The sequence below is a fragment of the Rhodococcus sp. SORGH_AS_0303 genome, from assembly GCF_030819335.1.
Classification (GTDB): Bacteria; Actinomycetota; Actinomycetes; order Mycobacteriales; family Mycobacteriaceae; genus Rhodococcoides.
The window spans coordinates 664,137-680,827 of record NZ_JAUTBO010000001.1; the positions used below are offsets into that span (position 1 = coordinate 664,137).

Below are 16,691 nucleotides of genomic sequence, written 5' to 3' on the forward strand. Positions count from 1 at the left end.
GGGCGGTAAGGTCTGCGGTGCATTGCACGATGCATTCTCTCGCACAGCCTCAGGAGCCGTCCGTGTCGTTCATCCCCACCTCGTCCTTCTTCTCCAACGCCACGCGCTCGGATCGAAGTTCCTCTCGTGCAACGCGATTCGGCGCAGCCGTCGCGGTCGGCGCCACCATCGCCGCAGGTGCGATCCTCGGTACCGGGGTGGCGTCCGCGGCTCCGGTCACCTGCGTGTCCCCGCCCGCGGCCAACGACATCCAGGTGAGCGACACGGCCAGCTGCGGAGCCAAGGCCACCGGCGCCGGCGTCGCCACGTCGTCGGCGTCCGAGAGCGGTACCGCGGTCAGCGTCGCCGACGGCGGGCGCTCGACGTCGAACGCCACCGGTTTCGGCACCGCGCTGAGTGCCGTTCTGGGAGCGGGTACCTCGTACTCGTACTCCCTCGGTGGCGGCATCTCGCAGTCCTTCGCCACGAACGGAGCCACCTCCGTCGCCATCGCCGGGTACGGCGGCGGCGCGACGGCCAGCACGGTCACGGGCGTGAACTGCGCCGGTCTCAACTCCTTCGCTCTCGACCTCTCCACCGGGCGGTCCTGCATCGCCGGTCTGTAACCGTCGTGAACGCCACCGTCCTGGCGGTGCTCTGCGCCGTCGGGGCGGCGGTGTGCATCGCTGTCGGTACCGTCGTCCGCCAGCGGTCGGCGGCGTCGATTCCCGACGAGTCCGTCGGTCGGCTGGGACCCATCACCACGCTGATCCGCGAGCCGCTGTGGTGGATCGGCACGGTCGTCGGCATCGGCGGCTACGGCCTGCAGGCGGCGGCGTTGGGGCTCGGATCCCTTCTCCTGGTGCAGCCGCTCCTCGTGTTGTCCCTGCTGTTCGCGCTGCCGCTGGGTGCTCGGTTCTCCGGCCGCACCGTGTCGGCGAAGGACTGGCTGTGGGCTGCCGCGCTGACGGCGGCCATCGCGGTCCTCGTCGTCGTGGGCGATCCGCGGCCCGGCGTGGAACGCGCCGAGACGCGGCACTGGGTCGTCGTTCTCTGCGTCGGAATTCCGTTCGTTCTCGCCTGTGTTCTCGGCGCGCGCAGCGGCTCCCGGTCCCGGCGCGCCCTGCTGCTGGGACTGGCCGGCGGTGCGCTGTTCGGCGTCGCGGCCGTGCTGACGAAGAGTGTCGTCCACCTCGCCGGACGCGGACCGCAGCCGCTGCTGACCTCGGTCGAGCCGTACGCGCTCGTGGCCGTGGCCGTGGTCGCGATCTCGCTGCAGCAGTCGGCCTTCCAGGTGGGTGCGTTGCAGGCCTCGCTGCCCGCGACGACCGTGATGGAACCGATGGTCGCGTCGCTGCTGGGATTCGTCGTGCTGGGCGAGTACCTCGACGCCGATCGTGAGGTCACGGTGGTGCTGGTCGTCGCCCTGATTCTCGTGGTGGTCTCGGCGGTGGCCCTGGCCCGGTCCGCGGGCGCGGCCGAGAACGTCGAACCCGCCCATCCTGCCCCGAACCCGTAGCGGCACTAGGCTCGTCGCATGAGTCCGATCGGTGGGGTGTTGTTCGACATCGACGGTGTGCTCATGACCAGTTGGCGTCCCGTGCCCGGGGCCGCGGAGACGGTGAGCACGCTGCGCAGCAACGACGTGGCGTGCGCGTTCCTGACCAACACCACGTCGAAGACGCGGGAGCAGATCTCCGAGGCGCTCACCGATGCGGGCATCGAGGTGCACGCCGACGAGATCGTCACCGCGGCCACTCTCACCGCCGATCACCTGAGGACGCGGTACCCCGGTGCGCGGTGCGTCCTCCTCAACAGCGGCCGGATCGCCGACGATCTGCCCGGCGTGGAGTGGGTCGACAGCGATCCGGACGTGGTGGTGCTCGGCGGCGCCGGCGAGCAGTTCACTCACGAGGCGCTCAGCCGGGTCTACGACTGGATGTGTCAGGGCGTGCCCGTCGTCGCGATGCACCGCAGCCTCATGTGGACCACGGCCGAGGGGCTGCGCATCGACACGGGCATGTATCTGACGGGCATGGAATCGGCGTCCGGCCGCACGGCGACGGCCGTCGGCAAGCCGGCGCCGCTCGGTTTCCAGACGTCGGCGGAACGCATGGGCGTCGATCCGGACCTGGTGGTGATGGTCGGGGACGATCTCGACAACGACGTGCTCGCCGCCCAGGTCGTCGGCATGCGCGGCATGTTGGTCCGCACGGGCAAGTTCCGTCAGGAACGCCTCGACCGGCACGCACGCGACCAGTACGCGATGCAACCGGCGTTCGTCGTCGACTCCGTCGCGGACCTGCCGGCGGTGCTGGAGATCGGTCGGTAGTGGTCCTGCGGCCGGGATCCGAGTTCGCGGGGTTCCGCGTCGAGAGACTGCTCGGTCACGGCGGCACCGCCGAGGTGTATCTCGCCCGACGTGGATCGGCACCGCCGGAGACCCTGAAGATCCTGCGTGCGGACGCCCCGCGGGACGCGTTCGCGGCCGAGGTGCGGATCGGGGCCCTGCTGCAGCACCCGAACATCGTCGCGGCGCACGATCACGGCGAGTTCCGCGGGCGGCCGTGGATGTCGATGCCCCACGTCGACGGGTACAGCGCCGCCCGCCTCGTCGCGCGCGGACAGATCCCACTCGACGTCCACCGAGCCGCCCGCATCGTCGACGGCGTGGCGAGAGCCCTCGATCACGCGCACGGGCTCGGGATCGTCCACCGGGACGTCAAGCCGGCCAACATCCTGCTCGCGAGTGTCGCCGATGCGGACACCCGGGAGCAGATTCTGCTGTCCGACTGGGGAATCGCCCGGTCGACGTCCTCGCCGACACCGCTGGTGTCGGACGACGGGACGGTGCTGACGTCGATCGGCTACGCGGCACCCGAACTGCTGCGGGGCGGCACGCTCACCGCCCGCACCGACATCTACGCGCTCGGTGCCACCCTCGTCGTACTGCTCACGGGACGGCCGCCGTTCCCGCTGGCCACTCCGTTCGCCGTCATGGACGCCCAGCTGAGGCGGACCCCGCCGTCCGTCAGCTCTCGTCGGGCCGACCTGCCGACCCGCCTCGACGCCGTCGTGCAGCGCGCGCTGGCCAAGGAGCCGCCGGACCGGTTCGCGTCGTGCCACGACCTGAGCGTGGCGGTGGCGCGGGCCCTGAGGGACCACACGCCACCTGATCCCGGCCGGCCTCCGGCCTCCCCGCCACCTGAGCCCGGCCGGCCTCCGGCCTCCCCGCCACCTGAGCCCGGCCGGCCCTGGTACCGACGTCGCTAGTCGCTCGGCGTCTCGGGATCCGTCGGCCGGTTCGCGACGACGGGGTACTTACCCGTGTAGCCCATCCGCTCCTCGGCGACGCTGAGGACGCGGGCCCGGACGAGGAACCAGCCGCCGATGAGCATCGGCACGATGACGACGAGTGTGGCGACGGTCCACGTCCCGATCGGCGCGTCGAGCGCCATGAGCACCAGCACCGCAGCGAGGAACGCGAGCGTCGCGTAGCTCGTGTACGGCGCCCCGAAGAGCCGGAACGACGGCCGTTCGAGGATGCCCTTGCGGCTCCACCGGTAGAGCTGCAGCTGGCAGAGCACGATGGTCGCCCACGAGGCGATGATGCCGAGGGCCGACATGTTGAGCACGATCTCGAACGCCTCGCCGGGCTTGAACGCGTTGAGCGCCACGCCGAGGAGTGTCAGGGCGCCGGTGAGCAGGATGCCGCCGTAGGGGACACCGTTCCGGCTCATCCGCGCCGTGAACGACGGCGCGCTGCCGTTCATCGCCATCGACCGCAGGATGCGGCCCGTCGAGTACAGCCCGGCGTTGAGGCTGGACAGCGCCGCGGTGACCACGACGATGTTCATGATCGTCCCGGCGCCGTCGACGCCGATGCGGGAGAAGAACGTGACGAAGGGGCTCTCCCCGGCCCGGTAGGTCGTGTACGGCAACAGCAGCGCCAGCAGGATCAGCGATCCCACGTAGAACACCGCGATGCGGAAGATGACGGAGTTGATGGCCCGCGGCATGACCTTCGCCGGGTTCTCGGTCTCTCCGGCCGCGGTCCCGACCAGCTCGACGGCCGCGTAGGCGAAGACGACACCCGACGTGACGATGACCAGCGGCCACGCCCCGGTGGGGAAGAGGCCGCCGTTGCCCGAGATGACGCCGAAGCCGGTCGACTGGCCGTCGACGTCGAAACGACCGGCGAGGAAGACGGTGCCGACGACCAGGAAGGTCACCAGCGCCGCGACCTTGATCATGGCCGCCCAGAACTCCATCTCGCCGAACCACTTCACCGACACCAGGTTCACGGCGAGCACGATGGCCAGTGCGATCAGGGCGATGGTCCATTGCGGGATGCCCTTGAAGGCGCCCCAGTAGTGCATGTACGTCGCGACGGCCGTGACGTCGACGATCGCCGTCATCGCCCAGTTGAGGAAGTACATCCACCCGGCCGCGTAGGCGGCCTTCTCGCCGTAGAACTCGCGGGCGTAGGAGACGAACGATCCGGAGGACGGGCGGTGGAGCACCAGCTCGCCGAGCGCTCGGAGGATGAAGAAGACGAAGACGCCGCAGACGGCGTAGATGATGAACAGGCCCGGGCCCGCGGACTCGAGGCGGCCGCCCGCGCCGAGGAACAGGCCGGTGCCGATCGCGCCGCCGATGGCGATCATCTGCAGTTGCCGAGGCTTCAGGCCCTTGTCGTAGCCCTCCTCCTCGTGTGCCATCGCCGAGTTGTCGTAACCGGTGTCGACTGCATCGGACACGATGTGGTCCTTTCGTCCGCAGGGGTGGGCGGGTGTATATGTCCGATTCGCGTGGATTCTGTTGTGGCGCGCGACAACTGGTCGCGTCACACATTCTTCTCACGCGTGAGTCGGTCGTCGTTCCGGCACGTGAACACCGTGTGAATCGCGACCACTCGACGACGACCTTGCACTCGACCACCTCGACTGCTAGAAATCTGGTTGGCACTCGCGTACTGTGAGTGCCAGGTCGAAGAGGTGAGATCGGGAATCATCGACACCCCTGGTCGTCCGTCGCGGGCACCGACTCGGCCGGATGTGGAAAGGGAGCGACCCACCCGCGGTCGCTTCGTGTGTCACCCCCAATCCGGAGGATCACTTCGCAATGGCCAAGATCATCGCGTTCGACGAAGAGGCACGCCGTGGCCTCGAACGGGGCTTGAACAGCCTCGCCGACGCAGTCAAGGTGACGTTGGGCCCCAAGGGTCGCAACGTCGTACTCGAGAAGAAGTGGGGCGCCCCCACGATCACCAACGATGGTGTGTCCATCGCCAAGGAGATCGAGCTGGAGGACCCGTACGAGAAGATCGGCGCAGAGCTGGTCAAAGAGGTCGCCAAGAAGACCGACGACGTCGCAGGTGACGGCACCACCACCGCGACCGTTCTCGCTCAGGCACTCGTCCGCGAAGGCCTGCGCAACGTCGCAGCCGGCGCGAACCCGCTCGGCCTCAAGCGCGGCATCGAGGCAGCCGTCGCCGCTGTCACCGAGTCCCTGCTGAAGTCCGCCAAGGAGATCGACACCAAGGAGCAGATCGCTGCGACCGCTGGTATCTCCGCAGGCGACGCGTCCATCGGCGAGCTCATCGCCGAGGCCATGGACAAGGTCGGCAAGGAAGGCGTCATCACGGTCGAGGAGTCCAACACCTTCGGCCTGCAGCTCGAGCTCACCGAGGGCATGCGCTTCGACAAGGGCTACATCTCGGGATACTTCGTCACCGACGCCGAGCGTCAGGAAGCCGTCCTCGAAGACGCGTACATCCTGCTCGTCAGCTCGAAGGTCTCCACCGTCAAGGACCTGCTGCCCCTGCTGGAGAAGGTCATCCAGTCCGGCAAGCCGCTCCTGATCATCGCCGAGGACGTCGAGGGCGAAGCGCTCTCCACCCTCGTCGTGAACAAGATCCGTGGCACCTTCAAGTCCGTCGCCGTCAAGGCACCGGGCTTCGGTGACCGTCGCAAGGCGCAGCTCGCCGACATCGCCATCCTCACCGGTGGCGAGGTCATCAGCGAAGAGGTCGGCCTCTCCCTCGAGGGTGCCGGACTCGAGCTGCTCGGCCAGGCTCGCAAGGTCGTCGTGACCAAGGACGAGACCACCATCATCGAGGGCTCCGGCGACGCCGACACCATCGCGGGTCGTGTCTCGCAGATCCGTTCCGAGATCGAGAACTCCGACTCGGACTACGACCGTGAGAAGCTGCAGGAGCGCCTGGCCAAGCTGGCCGGTGGCGTTGCAGTCATCAAGGCCGGTGCCGCCACCGAGGTCGAGCTCAAGGAGCGCAAGCACCGCATCGAAGATGCCGTGCGCAACGCCAAGGCAGCTGTCGAGGAGGGCATCGTCGCCGGTGGTGGCGTCGCGCTGCTGCAGTCGGCTCCCGCACTCGAGAACCTCAACCTCACGGGCGACGAGGCCACCGGCGCGAACATCGTTCGCGTCGCCCTCGAGGCACCGCTGAAGCAGATCGCGTTCAACGCCGGCCTCGAGCCCGGCGTCGTCGCGGAGAAGGTGCGCAACCTCCCCCTCGGCCACGGCCTCAACGCCGCGACCAACGAGTACGAGGACCTGCTCGCCGCCGGCATCAACGACCCGGTCAAGGTCACCCGCTCGGCACTGCAGAACGCAGCGTCGATCGCGGCTCTGTTCCTCACCACCGAGGCCGTCGTCGCCGACAAGCCGGAGAAGGCCGGAGCGCCCGCGGGCGATCCGACCGGCGGCATGGGCGGCATGGACTTCTGAGTCCCGCTCCCTGATCGCACGAGAGCCGGTCACCCTCACGGGTGGCCGGCTCTCGGCGTTCCGCGGTGAGTTCCGGCGCCCCGTCGAGTCGGTATCGGTATGACGAGACTGCTGTTCGTCCACGGCGCCGGCGGCGAGGACGACGACGAGCCACTGGCGGAGGAGTTCGGCGCGCTGCTCGGCGCGACGGTCGACATGCCCCGCATCCCGAGCGACGACATGAGCGTCGAGGCGTGGGCAGGACCGATACGCCGCGGCCTCGAGGCGAGTCCCGACGTCGTGATCGCCCACTCCTTCGGCGCCACCGTCCTGCTGCACGTGCTCGCTTCGGTCCCGGTTCCCGCCGCCACGTTGCTCGCGATGCCCGACTGGAGTGCCGCGGGCTGGGACGTCCACCAGTACGAGTGGCCGACCGTCCCGCCGGAGGTCTCCCTGACGCTGCACCACTGCCGCGACGACGACGTGGTGCCGTTCGCGCACCTCGCACTGGCCTCCGCGCGGCTCCCGGGCGCTCAGGTGGTCGAGCACCAGCGGGGTGGGCACCAGTTCGAGGGGGCGCTCGGGGAGGTGGTGGCGTCGATGCGGCTGTAGCCACACGATCGTCGACGATTCCGCGCATCCGCAGAATCACCGGTGATCGTGTGCGCTCACCCTCGCGCGAGCGATCGTCGCCGGCGCACCGTCTCGATGATCTCGTCCGCGACTGCGGCCACGCTCGCCTTCACCGTGACAGCGGAGTATCTCAGAACCAGCCAGCCGTCCAACACCAGTGCGTTCTGTCGGCGACGATCGCTGGTGAAGACGTCTGCAGCCGTGTGGAACTCACGCCCATCGATCTCCACCACCACGCGCCCGCGCCGGTCCACCAGATCTCCGTAGTACGGGCCGACCTTGCCATTGATCTCCAGGTGCATGTTGCGGGCGGTGAGAGCTCGCGCCACCATGCGCTCGGGTTCGGACAGTGTGTGCGGGCAGGCTCGACGCAACTGGTCACGCAGCAGACGCATGCCGGTCATCCCCTTCGCCTCGTCGCACAGCTGAGCCAGGGAACGCCAGCTCACCGCCCGTGACAGCGCCCTGTCGATCACCTTCTCGAACTGCGGCCGGGTCAACGTGCCGGCGACGTCGAGGATCGCGTGTTCGAGGGACACGACAGGTATGTCCCCCAACCATCTGACGTTCGTCAGAGCCCGGCGATGAACACGCACCCAGTTCGGGCCACCCGCGTACCCCGTCGGCGGCACCGTCACGTGGACCATGGAGGGTTCCGTGGGCAGCAGCCCCCAGATCCAGGCTGCGGTGTCGTGACTCGCGACGGCGTGCGGTTTCCACAGTCGGACCGCCGTGCACCTGTCCTCGTACGTGGGTGGTTCGGTGGAGTACACGCCGGGCAGCAGTCGGTGCAGTTCGCCGCGCGATGCTCTGCGATCGACGGTCGCGCCGCTGATGCCCCCGGCGATCAGCTGTCGTCTGGTGTGGACTCCCATCGGCCGAGTGTGAGTTGCTCGCGTGCTGTCGAGGTCTGGCGGTGGTCCGCGCCTGTGGACGAAGCGCTCGTTCGTGCACAACGAGATCCACCAGCTTGCGTGTGGAGCCACACGATGATGATCGATGTCGCGGTTCTGCACAATCGAGGGCGATTCCGACGACTCAGCCTCAGCGCCCGGGAACGTAGTGCCGCGGGTTCTGCCGACGACCCGCGGGCGGGAGGTTGCGGTCCGGGGTCTCCACCAGCGGGTCGGTGGCGAGGATCCGGCCGGCGGCGCGGTCCAGTCCGGCGCGCGCACGCGGATGCTTGCGCCGCCGCGCCGGCACGGCCCGGAACGCCACGTTCACCAGGAAACCCAGCCGCCGCAGCCAGCGCTCGTCCCGATCGGTCCAGGTGTAGCCCAGCAGGTCTCGGACCGCCGTGTCGTAGAGCCCGACGGTGATGCGCCGGAAGGTGCGGTCGACGACCGGGCGCATCCGGGCCCACAGCCACTCGGGTAGTGGCAGGAACGGTGGCACCGGCACGGACGACATGTCGAGGACCAGGCGCGCGGCCGGGGTGTCCTCCAGAACGGTGCGGCACATCCGGTCCCAGTACGCCTGGAAGTCGGACCACGTCTCGGGCACGGGGCGCATGCTCATGCCGTACAGGCCGTACCACCGTCGGTGCTCGTCGAACAGTTGCTCTCGCTCGGCCTCGGTGATGCCGCCCATGAAGTACTCGGCGGTGCGCATGGTGCCCACGAAGAACGTGGCGTGCGCCCAGTAGAAGATGTCGGGATCGAGGGCGTGGTAGGGCCGCCCGTGAGCATCGAGACCGCTGATGTCGTTGTGGTAGCGCCTGATTCGTTCCGCGGTCTCGGGTGCGCGGTCACCGTCGAACACGACGCCGCCGATGGGATAGAGCGAGCGCATGACGCGCTCCCAGCGCTCGATCTCGAACGTCGAGTGCTCGCTGACGGCCGCGCCGAGACCCGGGTGCATGTTCTGCATCGAGCCGGCCCACGGTCCCTGCAGGATCCCGCGCCAGTCCCCGAAGTATCGCCAGGTGAGTGACTCCGGCCCCAACGGCTGACTACGCATGTTGTCACCGTAGGGTCCTGGGTGGACGGTCGTCAACAGTGAGGTGTCGCAACGTGACCACGCTCGAGGCGCGGCGGGAGCAGCGGCGCGCAACCTTGCTGGCGGTCGGGGTGGAACTTCTCGGCTCGGTCGGTCGGCCCGCCGTCACCGTGCGCTCGGTGTGTTCGCGCGCGTCGCTCACCGAACGCTACTTCTACGAGAACTTCACCGATCGGGACACGTTCGTGCGCACCGTCTATCGCGAGGTCGCCGAGGGTGCGCGCGAGGCACTGGTCACGGCCGTGGGTCAGGCCCGTCGCCCGGACGAGCGCGCCCGCCGCGCCGTCACGGCATTCGTGGAGTTGATGATCGACGAACCGGCTCGTGGCCGAGTGCTTCTGACAGCGCCGTTCGTGGATCCTGCATTGAGCACGCTGGGCATGACGACGATGCCCGTCTTCGTGTCGGTGGTGGGCGAGCAGCTCGAGTCCGACGAGGTGGACAGGCAGTTGACGGCGACCGGTGTCGTGGGGGCGCTCACGGCTCTGTTCACGATGTACCTCGACGGCGGAATCGAGGTCGATCGGCAGCGGTTCGTCGACCACTGCATCGGTGTGGTTACCTCCGCCGGCCGCAGTGGTCGACGGGCATGATGGATCCATGGCACCAGTGATCAGCACCGTCAGGGCCGGGGTTCTCGACGTCGCCTACGAGCGCTACGGCGATCCGGCGGGGCGGGCTGTGGTGCTGCTGCACGGCTTCCCGTACGACACCCGCTGCTACGACGACGTCGCGCGCATCCTGGCGAAGCAGGGATTCGATGTGGTCGTTCCGTATCTGCGCGGCTTCGGCGGGACACGATTCGCCGACGCCGGAACGATGCGGTCGGGTGAACAGGCGGCACTCGGTCACGACCTGCGTGAACTGATCGCGGCGCTGGACCTCGACCGGCCACTCGTCGCCGGGTACGACTGGGGCGGCCGGGCTGCGTGCGTCGTCGCCGCTGTCTGGCCGGAGTCGGTGTCGGGTCTTGTCAGCGTGTCCGGATACCTGGTTCAGGACCGTGCGGCGGCTGCCACGACGCCGGCCCCACCGCATCTGGAGAAGCGGTACTGGTACCAGTACTACCTCCATTCCGAGCGAGGTCGCGCCGGTCTGGCCGCGTACCGCGCGGAGATCGCGCAGACGTTGTGGACCGACTGGTCGCCGACGTGGAGGTTCGGTGACTCCGAGTTCGCCGCCACGGCGCCGTCGTTCGACAATCCGGATTTCGTGGACGTGGCAGTCCATTCGTACCGCCACCGGTACGGCCTGGTACCCGGTGACGCGGCCTACGCCGAGACCGAACAGCTGTTGGCGACGCAACCGCGAATCACGGTGCCCACCATCGTGATCGATCCGACGGAGGACACCGTGGCGGCGCTGTACGGAGCATCCGACCACTCGGCGCACTTCACCGATCTGATCGACGTCCGAGCCGTCGACGCCGGGCACAATCCGCCCCAGGAACTCCCTGGACAGTTCGCCGACGCCGTCCGGACGCTGGCGGAGAACTAGCTGTAGTTCTTGTTGAGGTTGTGAACGGCGTGGCGTGAGTCGATGAGGGAGGGCCTCCGGTATCGGTGTGGTTACCACACACACCCCGACCACCAGAGGCCCTCATGACACACGCTAACGCCTACCTCACCCCTCGGGGACGGTTGGACCTGGCACGCACCATCGTCGACACCGGCTGGACCGTCCGCCGCGCCGCCGAACGATTCCAGTGCTCACCCGCCACCGCATCGAAGTGGGCGCGGCGTTACGCCGCCGGCGGTGCCGCGGCGATGGGCGACGCCTCCAGCCGCCCACACCGCAGTCCCACCCGCACCGACCAGCGCACCGAACGCCGAATCATCAACCTGCGCTTCACCAGGCGGTGGGGACCTCACCGCATCGCCTACCACCTGCACCTGGCCCGCTCGACCGTCGAAGCAGTACTGCGCCGATACGCGATGCCGTTGCTGTCGCACCTGGACCAGAACACCGGACTACCCGTCCGCCGACTGCGGGCGCAACGCTACGAACACCCCACCCCCGGCGATCTGGTGCACGTCGACATCAAGAAACTCGGCCGCATCCCCGACGGCGGCGGGCACCGCAAGTTCGGCCGCACGATCGGAAACCGGCACAACAAGAAGCAGAGCCTCGGATACTCCTACGTCCACCACGCCGTCGACGACCACTCCCGGCTCGCGTACTCCGAGATCCTCACCGATGAACGCAAAGAGACCGCCGCAGCGTTCTGGACCCGCGCCCAAGCGTACTTCGCAGCGCACGGCGTCACCGTCACCCGAGTGCTCACCGACAACGGATCCTGTTACCGCTCAACACTGTTCGCCGAAGCGCTCGGAACTGTGGTCCACAAACGGACCCGCCCGTACCGGCCGCAGACCAACGGCAAAGTCGAACGGTTCAACCGCACCCTCGCCGCCGAGTGGGCCTACGCCCACACCTACTTGTCCGACGAAGCCCGCGCAGCGACCTACCAGGACTGGATCCACACCTACAATCACCACCGACCCCACACCGGCATCGGTGGCCAGTCACCTATCGACCGCGTCCCCGTACGCAACGTCCCCGGGAACTACAACTAGCCGACCGCGAGCTCTCCCAGCTCGTTCCAGTCGGTCCCGTCCACTTCCTGGCTGATGATCTTCGGGGTCTCCTGCAGGTACGGCGGGAGGTCCTTCTGCGCCTGCTTGAAGTGGTCCGACTGGACGTGGGCCGCGCCGGCGTCGGGATCGCGGAATGCCTCGACCAGGACGTACTCGGTGGGGTCGTCGAGCGTGCGCGACCAGAAGTACCAGAGGCATCCTTCTTCCGCCTGGCACGCCTCGGTGAAGGCGCGCGAGATCTGCGGCCAGTCGTCGGCATGCTCGGGCTTCACTCTGAACTTGGCGGTGATGAAAATCAACGGGGCTCCTTCGAACGTGCGGACCGGTCGACTCCCTGTGTACCCCCTCGGCCCGCACTAGTATCGCGAACATGGCAGCCACGTCACCGGCGATCGAGCTCGAAGTCCGCGGACGCACGGTGCGGGTGTCCAACCCCGACCGCGTGTACTTCCCTGCGAGCGGTGCCACCAAGCGCGATCTGGTCGAGTACTACCTGTCCGTGGGGGACGGCATCGTGCGCGCACTTCGCGAGCGGCCGTGCATGATGCACCGCTTCCCGGACGGGCTGGCGGGGGAGAAGGTGCACCAGAAGCGCCTGCCCAAGGGTGCTCCGGACTGGATGGAGACCGTGAAGGTCACGTTCCCGCGCTACAACCGCACCGCGGACGAACTCTGCGTCACGGAACTGGCGCACGTGATCTGGGCCGTGCAGATGTCGACGGTGGAGTTCCACCCGTGGAACACTCGCCGCGCCGACGTGGAGAGTCCGGACGAGTGGCGGATCGATCTGGATCCGATGCCCGACTGCTCGTTCGACCGTGTGCGACGGGTCGCGGGCGTGGTTCACGAGGTGCTGGACGAACTGGGCGCTGTGGGATGGCCGAAGACGTCGGGCGGCAACGGGTTACATGTCTATGTCCGTATCGCCCCGGATCACGGGTTCAAGGATGTGCGCAGGGCTGCACTGGCGTTCGCCCGTGAGGTCGAGAGGCGCGCACCCGAGGACGTGACGACGACGTGGTGGCGCAAGGATCGCGATCCTTCCAAGCTGTTCGTCGACTACAACCAGAACGCGCGGGATCACACCATAGCCAGCGCGTATTCCGTGCGCGGGAATCAGGATGCGACCGTGTCGACTCCGATCACGTGGGACGAGATCGCGGACGTCGAGCCCGGTGACCTGACGATGTACACGGTGCCCGCGCGGTTCGCCGACCTGGGTGATCTGCACGCCGGCATCGACGATGCCGTGTACTCGATCGAGCCGCTGATCGAATGGGCCGAGCGTGACGAGCGGGAGGGTCTCACCGAACCGGACGAATGATCTCCGCGGCCGCTCGCCGACCGGACCGCACGGCTCCGTCGAGGTAACCCGGCCAGCGGTCCGCCAGATCCGTTCCCGCCCAGTGCACTCGGCCGGTGGTCAGCTCGCTGGGCTCGAAGACTCCGCCGTACGGGGGAATGGCGGTGGGTGCGCCGCCCAGCCACGGTTGCTCCGACCAGGTGATGTCGTCGATCCGGCGTGGGGATGCCGCATGCGCGCCGAACAGGCGGACCAGCTCCGCGACGACGACCTCACGACGGTCACTGCGGGAGAACAGGTCCGACGCCGCTCGCCCACCGCTGAAGGCGACGAGGACACCGGGGGAGTCCGCGCCGGGATCACCGTCGACGACCATCTGCACGGGTCCGTCGACGTCGAGGACGGTTCCGGTGAGACCGTCCTCGCGCCACCACGGCTCGTCGTACACCACGATGGTCTTCGCGTACTCGCCCATGCGTGAGTTCCGCATCCGTTCACCGGCACCGGCAGGGAGTGCGCCGTCGATGTCCGCAGCGCGGGGCAGGGGTACCGCGATCACCACGGCGGACGCTCGTAGAGTCCCGTCGTCGGTGATGATGTCGGCTCCCGACCCATCGGCGCGGACGGCGGTGACGGGGTGTCCGTAGACGAGGATCCACCGAGAGTTGCTGCGCCACAGCGGCGACGAGAGCCCCGGCGCCGTCCACGAAGTAGCGTTCCTGCGCGCCGTCGCGTACTTCCGCGATCGCCCGCAGACTGCCGGCTGCCCGAAGGTACTCGAGCGCGGCGCGGGCAGGGACCTCGTCGGGGTCGGCTCCGAAGATCAGGCGATAGAAGCAGGTGAGGATGTCGCGTCCGTACGCGGACCGGAACAGTCGATCGCCGATCGCGTTCGACATGTCGTGCTCGCCGGGACGCCAGGCGTCGAGTACGGGGAGCGGGGTGCTGCGGCTGCGTCGCACTGCCACGTCCAGTCCGGCGATCCCGAGTCCCACCGGTAGCCACTCCCGGGCCGGTATCGGCGGCACCTGCCCGTGATATCGGTGGACGCGTCCTGCGGCAGCGAAGAGCTCGTCCGCGCCACGTCGACGACGCGGTTCGGGTGCGGTGGCGACGCCGAGTTCGTCGGCCAGGTCCAGGACAGCCGTCTGATCCCCGCCGACCCAGTGCGCGCCGTAGTCGACGTGGTGCCCGTCGACATCTCGGGTGAGCACCTTCCCGCCGATGCGATCGGCAGCGTCGAGCACCGTGACGGACCGACCCGCTCGCTCGAGCTCCCGTGCTGCCACCAACCCGCTGAGCCCCGCCCCGATCACGACCACGTCCCCCGACATGGGGCCCACCCTACGGGCGGGCCCCATCACGGCCACACTCACACCGACCGGCCTCCGGCCTGCCCGACTCACATCGTGCGTGTCAGCCTCTCCGCCAACAACTTCGCGAACGACGCCGGGTCGTCCAGCTCGCCACCCTCGGCGAGCAGGGCTGTGCCGTAGAGCAGCTTGGCGGTCTCGGCCAGCGCCATCTCGTCCTTCTTCTCCGCATGGGCCTTCTCCAGCGCGGTGACCAGTGCGTGGTCCGGGTTGAGCTCGAGGATGCGCTTGGTCTTGGGGACCGGCTGGCCGGAGGCGCGGTACATCTTCTCGAGCTGCGGGCTCAGGGAGAAGTCGTCGCCCACGATGCACGCGGGTGAGGTGGTCAGGCGTGAGGACAGGCGGACCTCCTTCACGTCGTCGGACAGCGTCTCGGCCATCCACGAGGTGAGGTCGGCGAACTGCGCCTTTCGTGCGTCCTTCTCCTCGGTCTCCGCCTCGTCGTCACCCAGATCGACGGCACCCTTCGCGATGGAACGGAACGGCTTCCCGTCGAACTCGGGTACGGATCCGGTCCACATCTCGTCGACGGCGTCGGTGAGTATCAGCACCTCGAGTCCCTTGGCGGTGAACGCCTCCATGTGCGGGGAGTTCTCCACCTGCTGGCGCGACTCGCCGGTCATGTAGTAGATCGCGTCCTGGCCGTCCTTCATCCGAGAGACGTACTCGGCCAACGTGGTCGGCTTCTCGTCGCTGTGGGTGCTGGCGAAGGACGACAGCTCGAGGAGAGTGGACTGGTTGTCGTGGTCGGAGAGCAGGCCCTCCTTGAGGGCGCGGCCGAACTCGGTCCAGAACGTCGTGTACTTCTCCGGCTGGTTCGCCTGAAGATCCTTGACTGTGCTCAGCACCTTCTTCGTCAGGCGGCGCCGGATGGCGCGGATCTGGCGATCCTGCTGCAGGATCTCGCGAGAGACGTTGAGGGACAGGTCCGCCGCGTCGACGACACCCTTGACGAAGCGCAGGTACTCGGGCACCAGCTCCTCGCAGTCGTCGATGATGAACACGCGCTTCACGTACAGCTGGATGCCGATCTTCGACTCCCGCATGAAGAGGTCGAACGGTGCGCGCGACGGAATGAACAGCAGCGCTTGGTATTCGAAGGTGCCCTCGGCCTTCATGGGGATGACCTCGAGCGGCTCGTCCCATGCATGGCTGACGTGGCGGTAGAACTCGGTGTACTCCTCGTCCGAGACCTCGTCCTTCGAGCGCGTCCACAGCGCCTTCATCGAGTTGACCGTCTCGTCCTCGAGCACCGTTGTGGCGTCGTCGCCCTCGCCGGTGGTCTTCTCGACCTGCATGCGGATGGGCCACGCGATGAAGTCCGAGTACCGCTTCACCAGTTCGCGGATCTTGTGCTCGGACGTGTAGTCGTAGAGGTGGTCTTCGTCGTCGGCCGGCTTCAGGTGCAGGGTCACGGCGCTGCCCTGAGGCGCGTCGGACACCTCCTCGATGGTGTACGTGCCCTCACCGCTGGACTCCCAGCGCGTCGCGGAGTCCTCACCCGCGCGCCGGGTCACGAGGGTGACCTTGTCGGCCACCATGAACGTGGAGTAGAAGCCGATGCCGAACTGGCCGATGAGCTCCTCGGACGCGGCCGCGTCCTTCGCTTCCTTCAGCTTCGCGCGGACCTCGGCGGTGCCCGACTTCGCGAGCGTGCCGATGAGATCGACGACCTCGTCGCGCGACATGCCGATGCCGTTGTCCCGCACGGTGAGGGTGCGGTTCTCCTTGTCGATCTCCAGGTCGATGTGGAGATCGGAGGTGTCGGCGCCGAGATCCTTGTTCTGGAACGACTCGAGTCGCAGCTTGTCCAGCGCGTCCGACGAGTTGGACACCAACTCGCGGAGGAACGAGTCCTTGTTGGAGTAGACCGAGTGGATCATCAGATCCAACAGCTGCCGGGTCTCGGCCTGGAACTGCATTTCTTCGACGTGCGCGGTCACGTGACTCCCCTGATCGAAACAAGTGCCTGGTGGACCCTCGTATTTTACGGCAACCGTGCCTGCGTTCCCGCATGCCTCTTCCCCCGTAACAGTCCGCACGGTACGGTTTTCGAAGGCCGGGGCTCTCCCATCGGAA

Annotated in this window: 17 protein-coding genes; 10 read left to right on the forward strand and 7 right to left on the reverse strand. The window is 67.9% G+C overall.

The window, feature by feature from the left end; translation table 11 throughout:
* Nucleotides 1-29 precede the first annotated feature (29 nt).
* The 4 genes from QE449_RS03150 to QE449_RS03165 are packed head-to-tail and all read left to right on the forward strand — an operon-like array spanning nt 30 to nt 3,252.
* On the forward strand, nt 30-605 hold the full coding sequence (locus tag QE449_RS03150) for a DUF6764 family protein (RefSeq protein WP_037186116.1): 576 nt from the start codon (nt 30-32) through the stop codon (nt 603-605).
* Between the two features lie 5 nt (nt 606-610).
* Entirely contained in the window at nt 611-1,498 is an 888-nt protein-coding gene (locus QE449_RS03155) for a DMT family transporter (protein ID WP_307091082.1), read from the forward strand.
* Between the two features lie 18 nt (nt 1,499-1,516).
* Nucleotides 1,517-2,311 (forward strand): HAD-IIA family hydrolase, encoded by a 795-nt coding sequence (locus QE449_RS03160; protein ID WP_222632042.1) that lies wholly within the window; start codon nt 1,517-1,519, stop codon nt 2,309-2,311.
* Nucleotides 2,311-3,252 (forward strand): serine/threonine-protein kinase, encoded by a 942-nt coding sequence (locus QE449_RS03165; protein ID WP_307108195.1) that lies wholly within the window; start codon nt 2,311-2,313, stop codon nt 3,250-3,252. Before QE449_RS03160 ends, QE449_RS03165 begins: the two co-directional genes overlap by 1 nt.
* Here the strand turns inward: QE449_RS03165 and QE449_RS03170 are convergent.
* Nucleotides 3,249-4,700 carry an amino acid permease gene (locus QE449_RS03170; protein WP_197027817.1) on the reverse strand — a complete coding sequence of 484 codons (1,452 nt, stop codon included), beginning with the start codon at nt 4,698-4,700 and terminating at the stop codon, nt 3,249-3,251. The two genes, QE449_RS03165 and QE449_RS03170, sit on opposite strands and share 4 nt — an antisense overlap.
* Before the next feature lie 403 nt (nt 4,701-5,103).
* On the opposite strand from QE449_RS03170, the gene groL reads away from it, so the two are divergent.
* Together groL and QE449_RS03180 are read left to right on the forward strand one after the other, a co-directional pair.
* Nucleotides 5,104-6,729, forward strand: a complete 1,626-nt coding sequence (gene groL / locus QE449_RS03175) for a chaperonin GroEL (protein WP_307108196.1) — start codon at nt 5,104-5,106, stop codon at nt 6,727-6,729.
* Nucleotides 6,730-6,828: 99 nt separating this feature from the next.
* Nucleotides 6,829-7,320 (forward strand): alpha/beta hydrolase, encoded by a 492-nt coding sequence (locus tag QE449_RS03180; RefSeq protein WP_307108197.1) that lies wholly within the window; start codon nt 6,829-6,831, stop codon nt 7,318-7,320.
* A gap of 56 nt (nt 7,321-7,376) precedes the next feature.
* Here the strand turns inward: QE449_RS03180 and QE449_RS03185 are convergent, their stop codons facing one another.
* A complete protein-coding gene (locus QE449_RS03185) occupies nt 7,377-8,216 on the reverse strand; it encodes a DUF559 domain-containing protein (protein ID WP_307108198.1) in 840 nt (279 codons plus the stop codon).
* 169 nt (nt 8,217-8,385) lie between these two features.
* Nucleotides 8,386-9,300, reverse strand: a complete 915-nt coding sequence (locus QE449_RS03190) for an oxygenase MpaB family protein (protein ID WP_307108199.1) — start codon at nt 9,298-9,300, stop codon at nt 8,386-8,388.
* A 53-nt stretch (nt 9,301-9,353) separates the two neighbouring features.
* Here QE449_RS03190 and QE449_RS03195 point away from each other — a divergent pair, with 53 nt between their 5' ends.
* The 3 genes from QE449_RS03195 to QE449_RS03205 all read left to right on the forward strand — a co-directional run bounded on the left by QE449_RS03195 (nt 9,354) and on the right by QE449_RS03205 (nt 11,915).
* The gene (locus QE449_RS03195) at nt 9,354-9,932 is read left to right on the forward strand and encodes a TetR/AcrR family transcriptional regulator (protein ID WP_307108200.1); all 579 of its coding nucleotides are present in this window, start codon (nt 9,354-9,356) and stop codon (nt 9,930-9,932) included.
* 7 nt (nt 9,933-9,939) lie between these two features.
* Nucleotides 9,940-10,836 carry an alpha/beta fold hydrolase gene (locus QE449_RS03200; RefSeq protein WP_307108201.1) on the forward strand — a complete coding sequence of 299 codons (897 nt, stop codon included), beginning with the start codon at nt 9,940-9,942 and terminating at the stop codon, nt 10,834-10,836.
* Between the two features lie 104 nt (nt 10,837-10,940).
* The gene (locus QE449_RS03205) at nt 10,941-11,915 is read left to right on the forward strand and encodes an IS481 family transposase (protein WP_307107964.1); all 975 of its coding nucleotides are present in this window, start codon (nt 10,941-10,943) and stop codon (nt 11,913-11,915) included.
* Here QE449_RS03205 and QE449_RS03210 read toward each other — a convergent pair.
* On the reverse strand, nt 11,912-12,235 hold the full coding sequence (locus QE449_RS03210) for a putative quinol monooxygenase (protein WP_307108202.1): 324 nt from the start codon (nt 12,233-12,235) through the stop codon (nt 11,912-11,914). The two genes, QE449_RS03205 and QE449_RS03210, sit on opposite strands and share 4 nt — an antisense overlap.
* Before the next feature lie 71 nt (nt 12,236-12,306).
* Here QE449_RS03210 and ligD point away from each other — a divergent pair, with 71 nt between their 5' ends.
* A complete protein-coding gene (gene ligD, locus QE449_RS03215; RefSeq protein ID WP_307108203.1) occupies nt 12,307-13,260 on the forward strand; it encodes a non-homologous end-joining DNA ligase in 954 nt (317 codons plus the stop codon).
* Here ligD and QE449_RS03220 read toward each other — a convergent pair.
* From QE449_RS03220 to htpG, 3 genes are all read right to left on the reverse strand, one after another.
* Complete coding sequence (locus tag QE449_RS03220) at nt 13,241-13,837, reverse strand: FAD-dependent oxidoreductase (RefSeq protein WP_307109666.1); 597 nt, start codon at nt 13,835-13,837, stop codon at nt 13,241-13,243. The two genes, ligD and QE449_RS03220, sit on opposite strands and share 20 nt — an antisense overlap.
* Nucleotides 13,734-14,573, reverse strand: a complete 840-nt coding sequence (locus QE449_RS03225; protein WP_307108204.1) for an FAD-dependent oxidoreductase — start codon at nt 14,571-14,573, stop codon at nt 13,734-13,736. The genes QE449_RS03220 and QE449_RS03225 overlap by 104 nt, the downstream gene beginning before the upstream one ends.
* Before the next feature lie 68 nt (nt 14,574-14,641).
* Complete coding sequence (gene htpG / locus QE449_RS03230; protein WP_307108205.1) at nt 14,642-16,555, reverse strand: molecular chaperone HtpG; 1,914 nt, start codon at nt 16,553-16,555, stop codon at nt 14,642-14,644.
* Between the last annotated feature and the right edge of the window lie 136 nt (nt 16,556-16,691).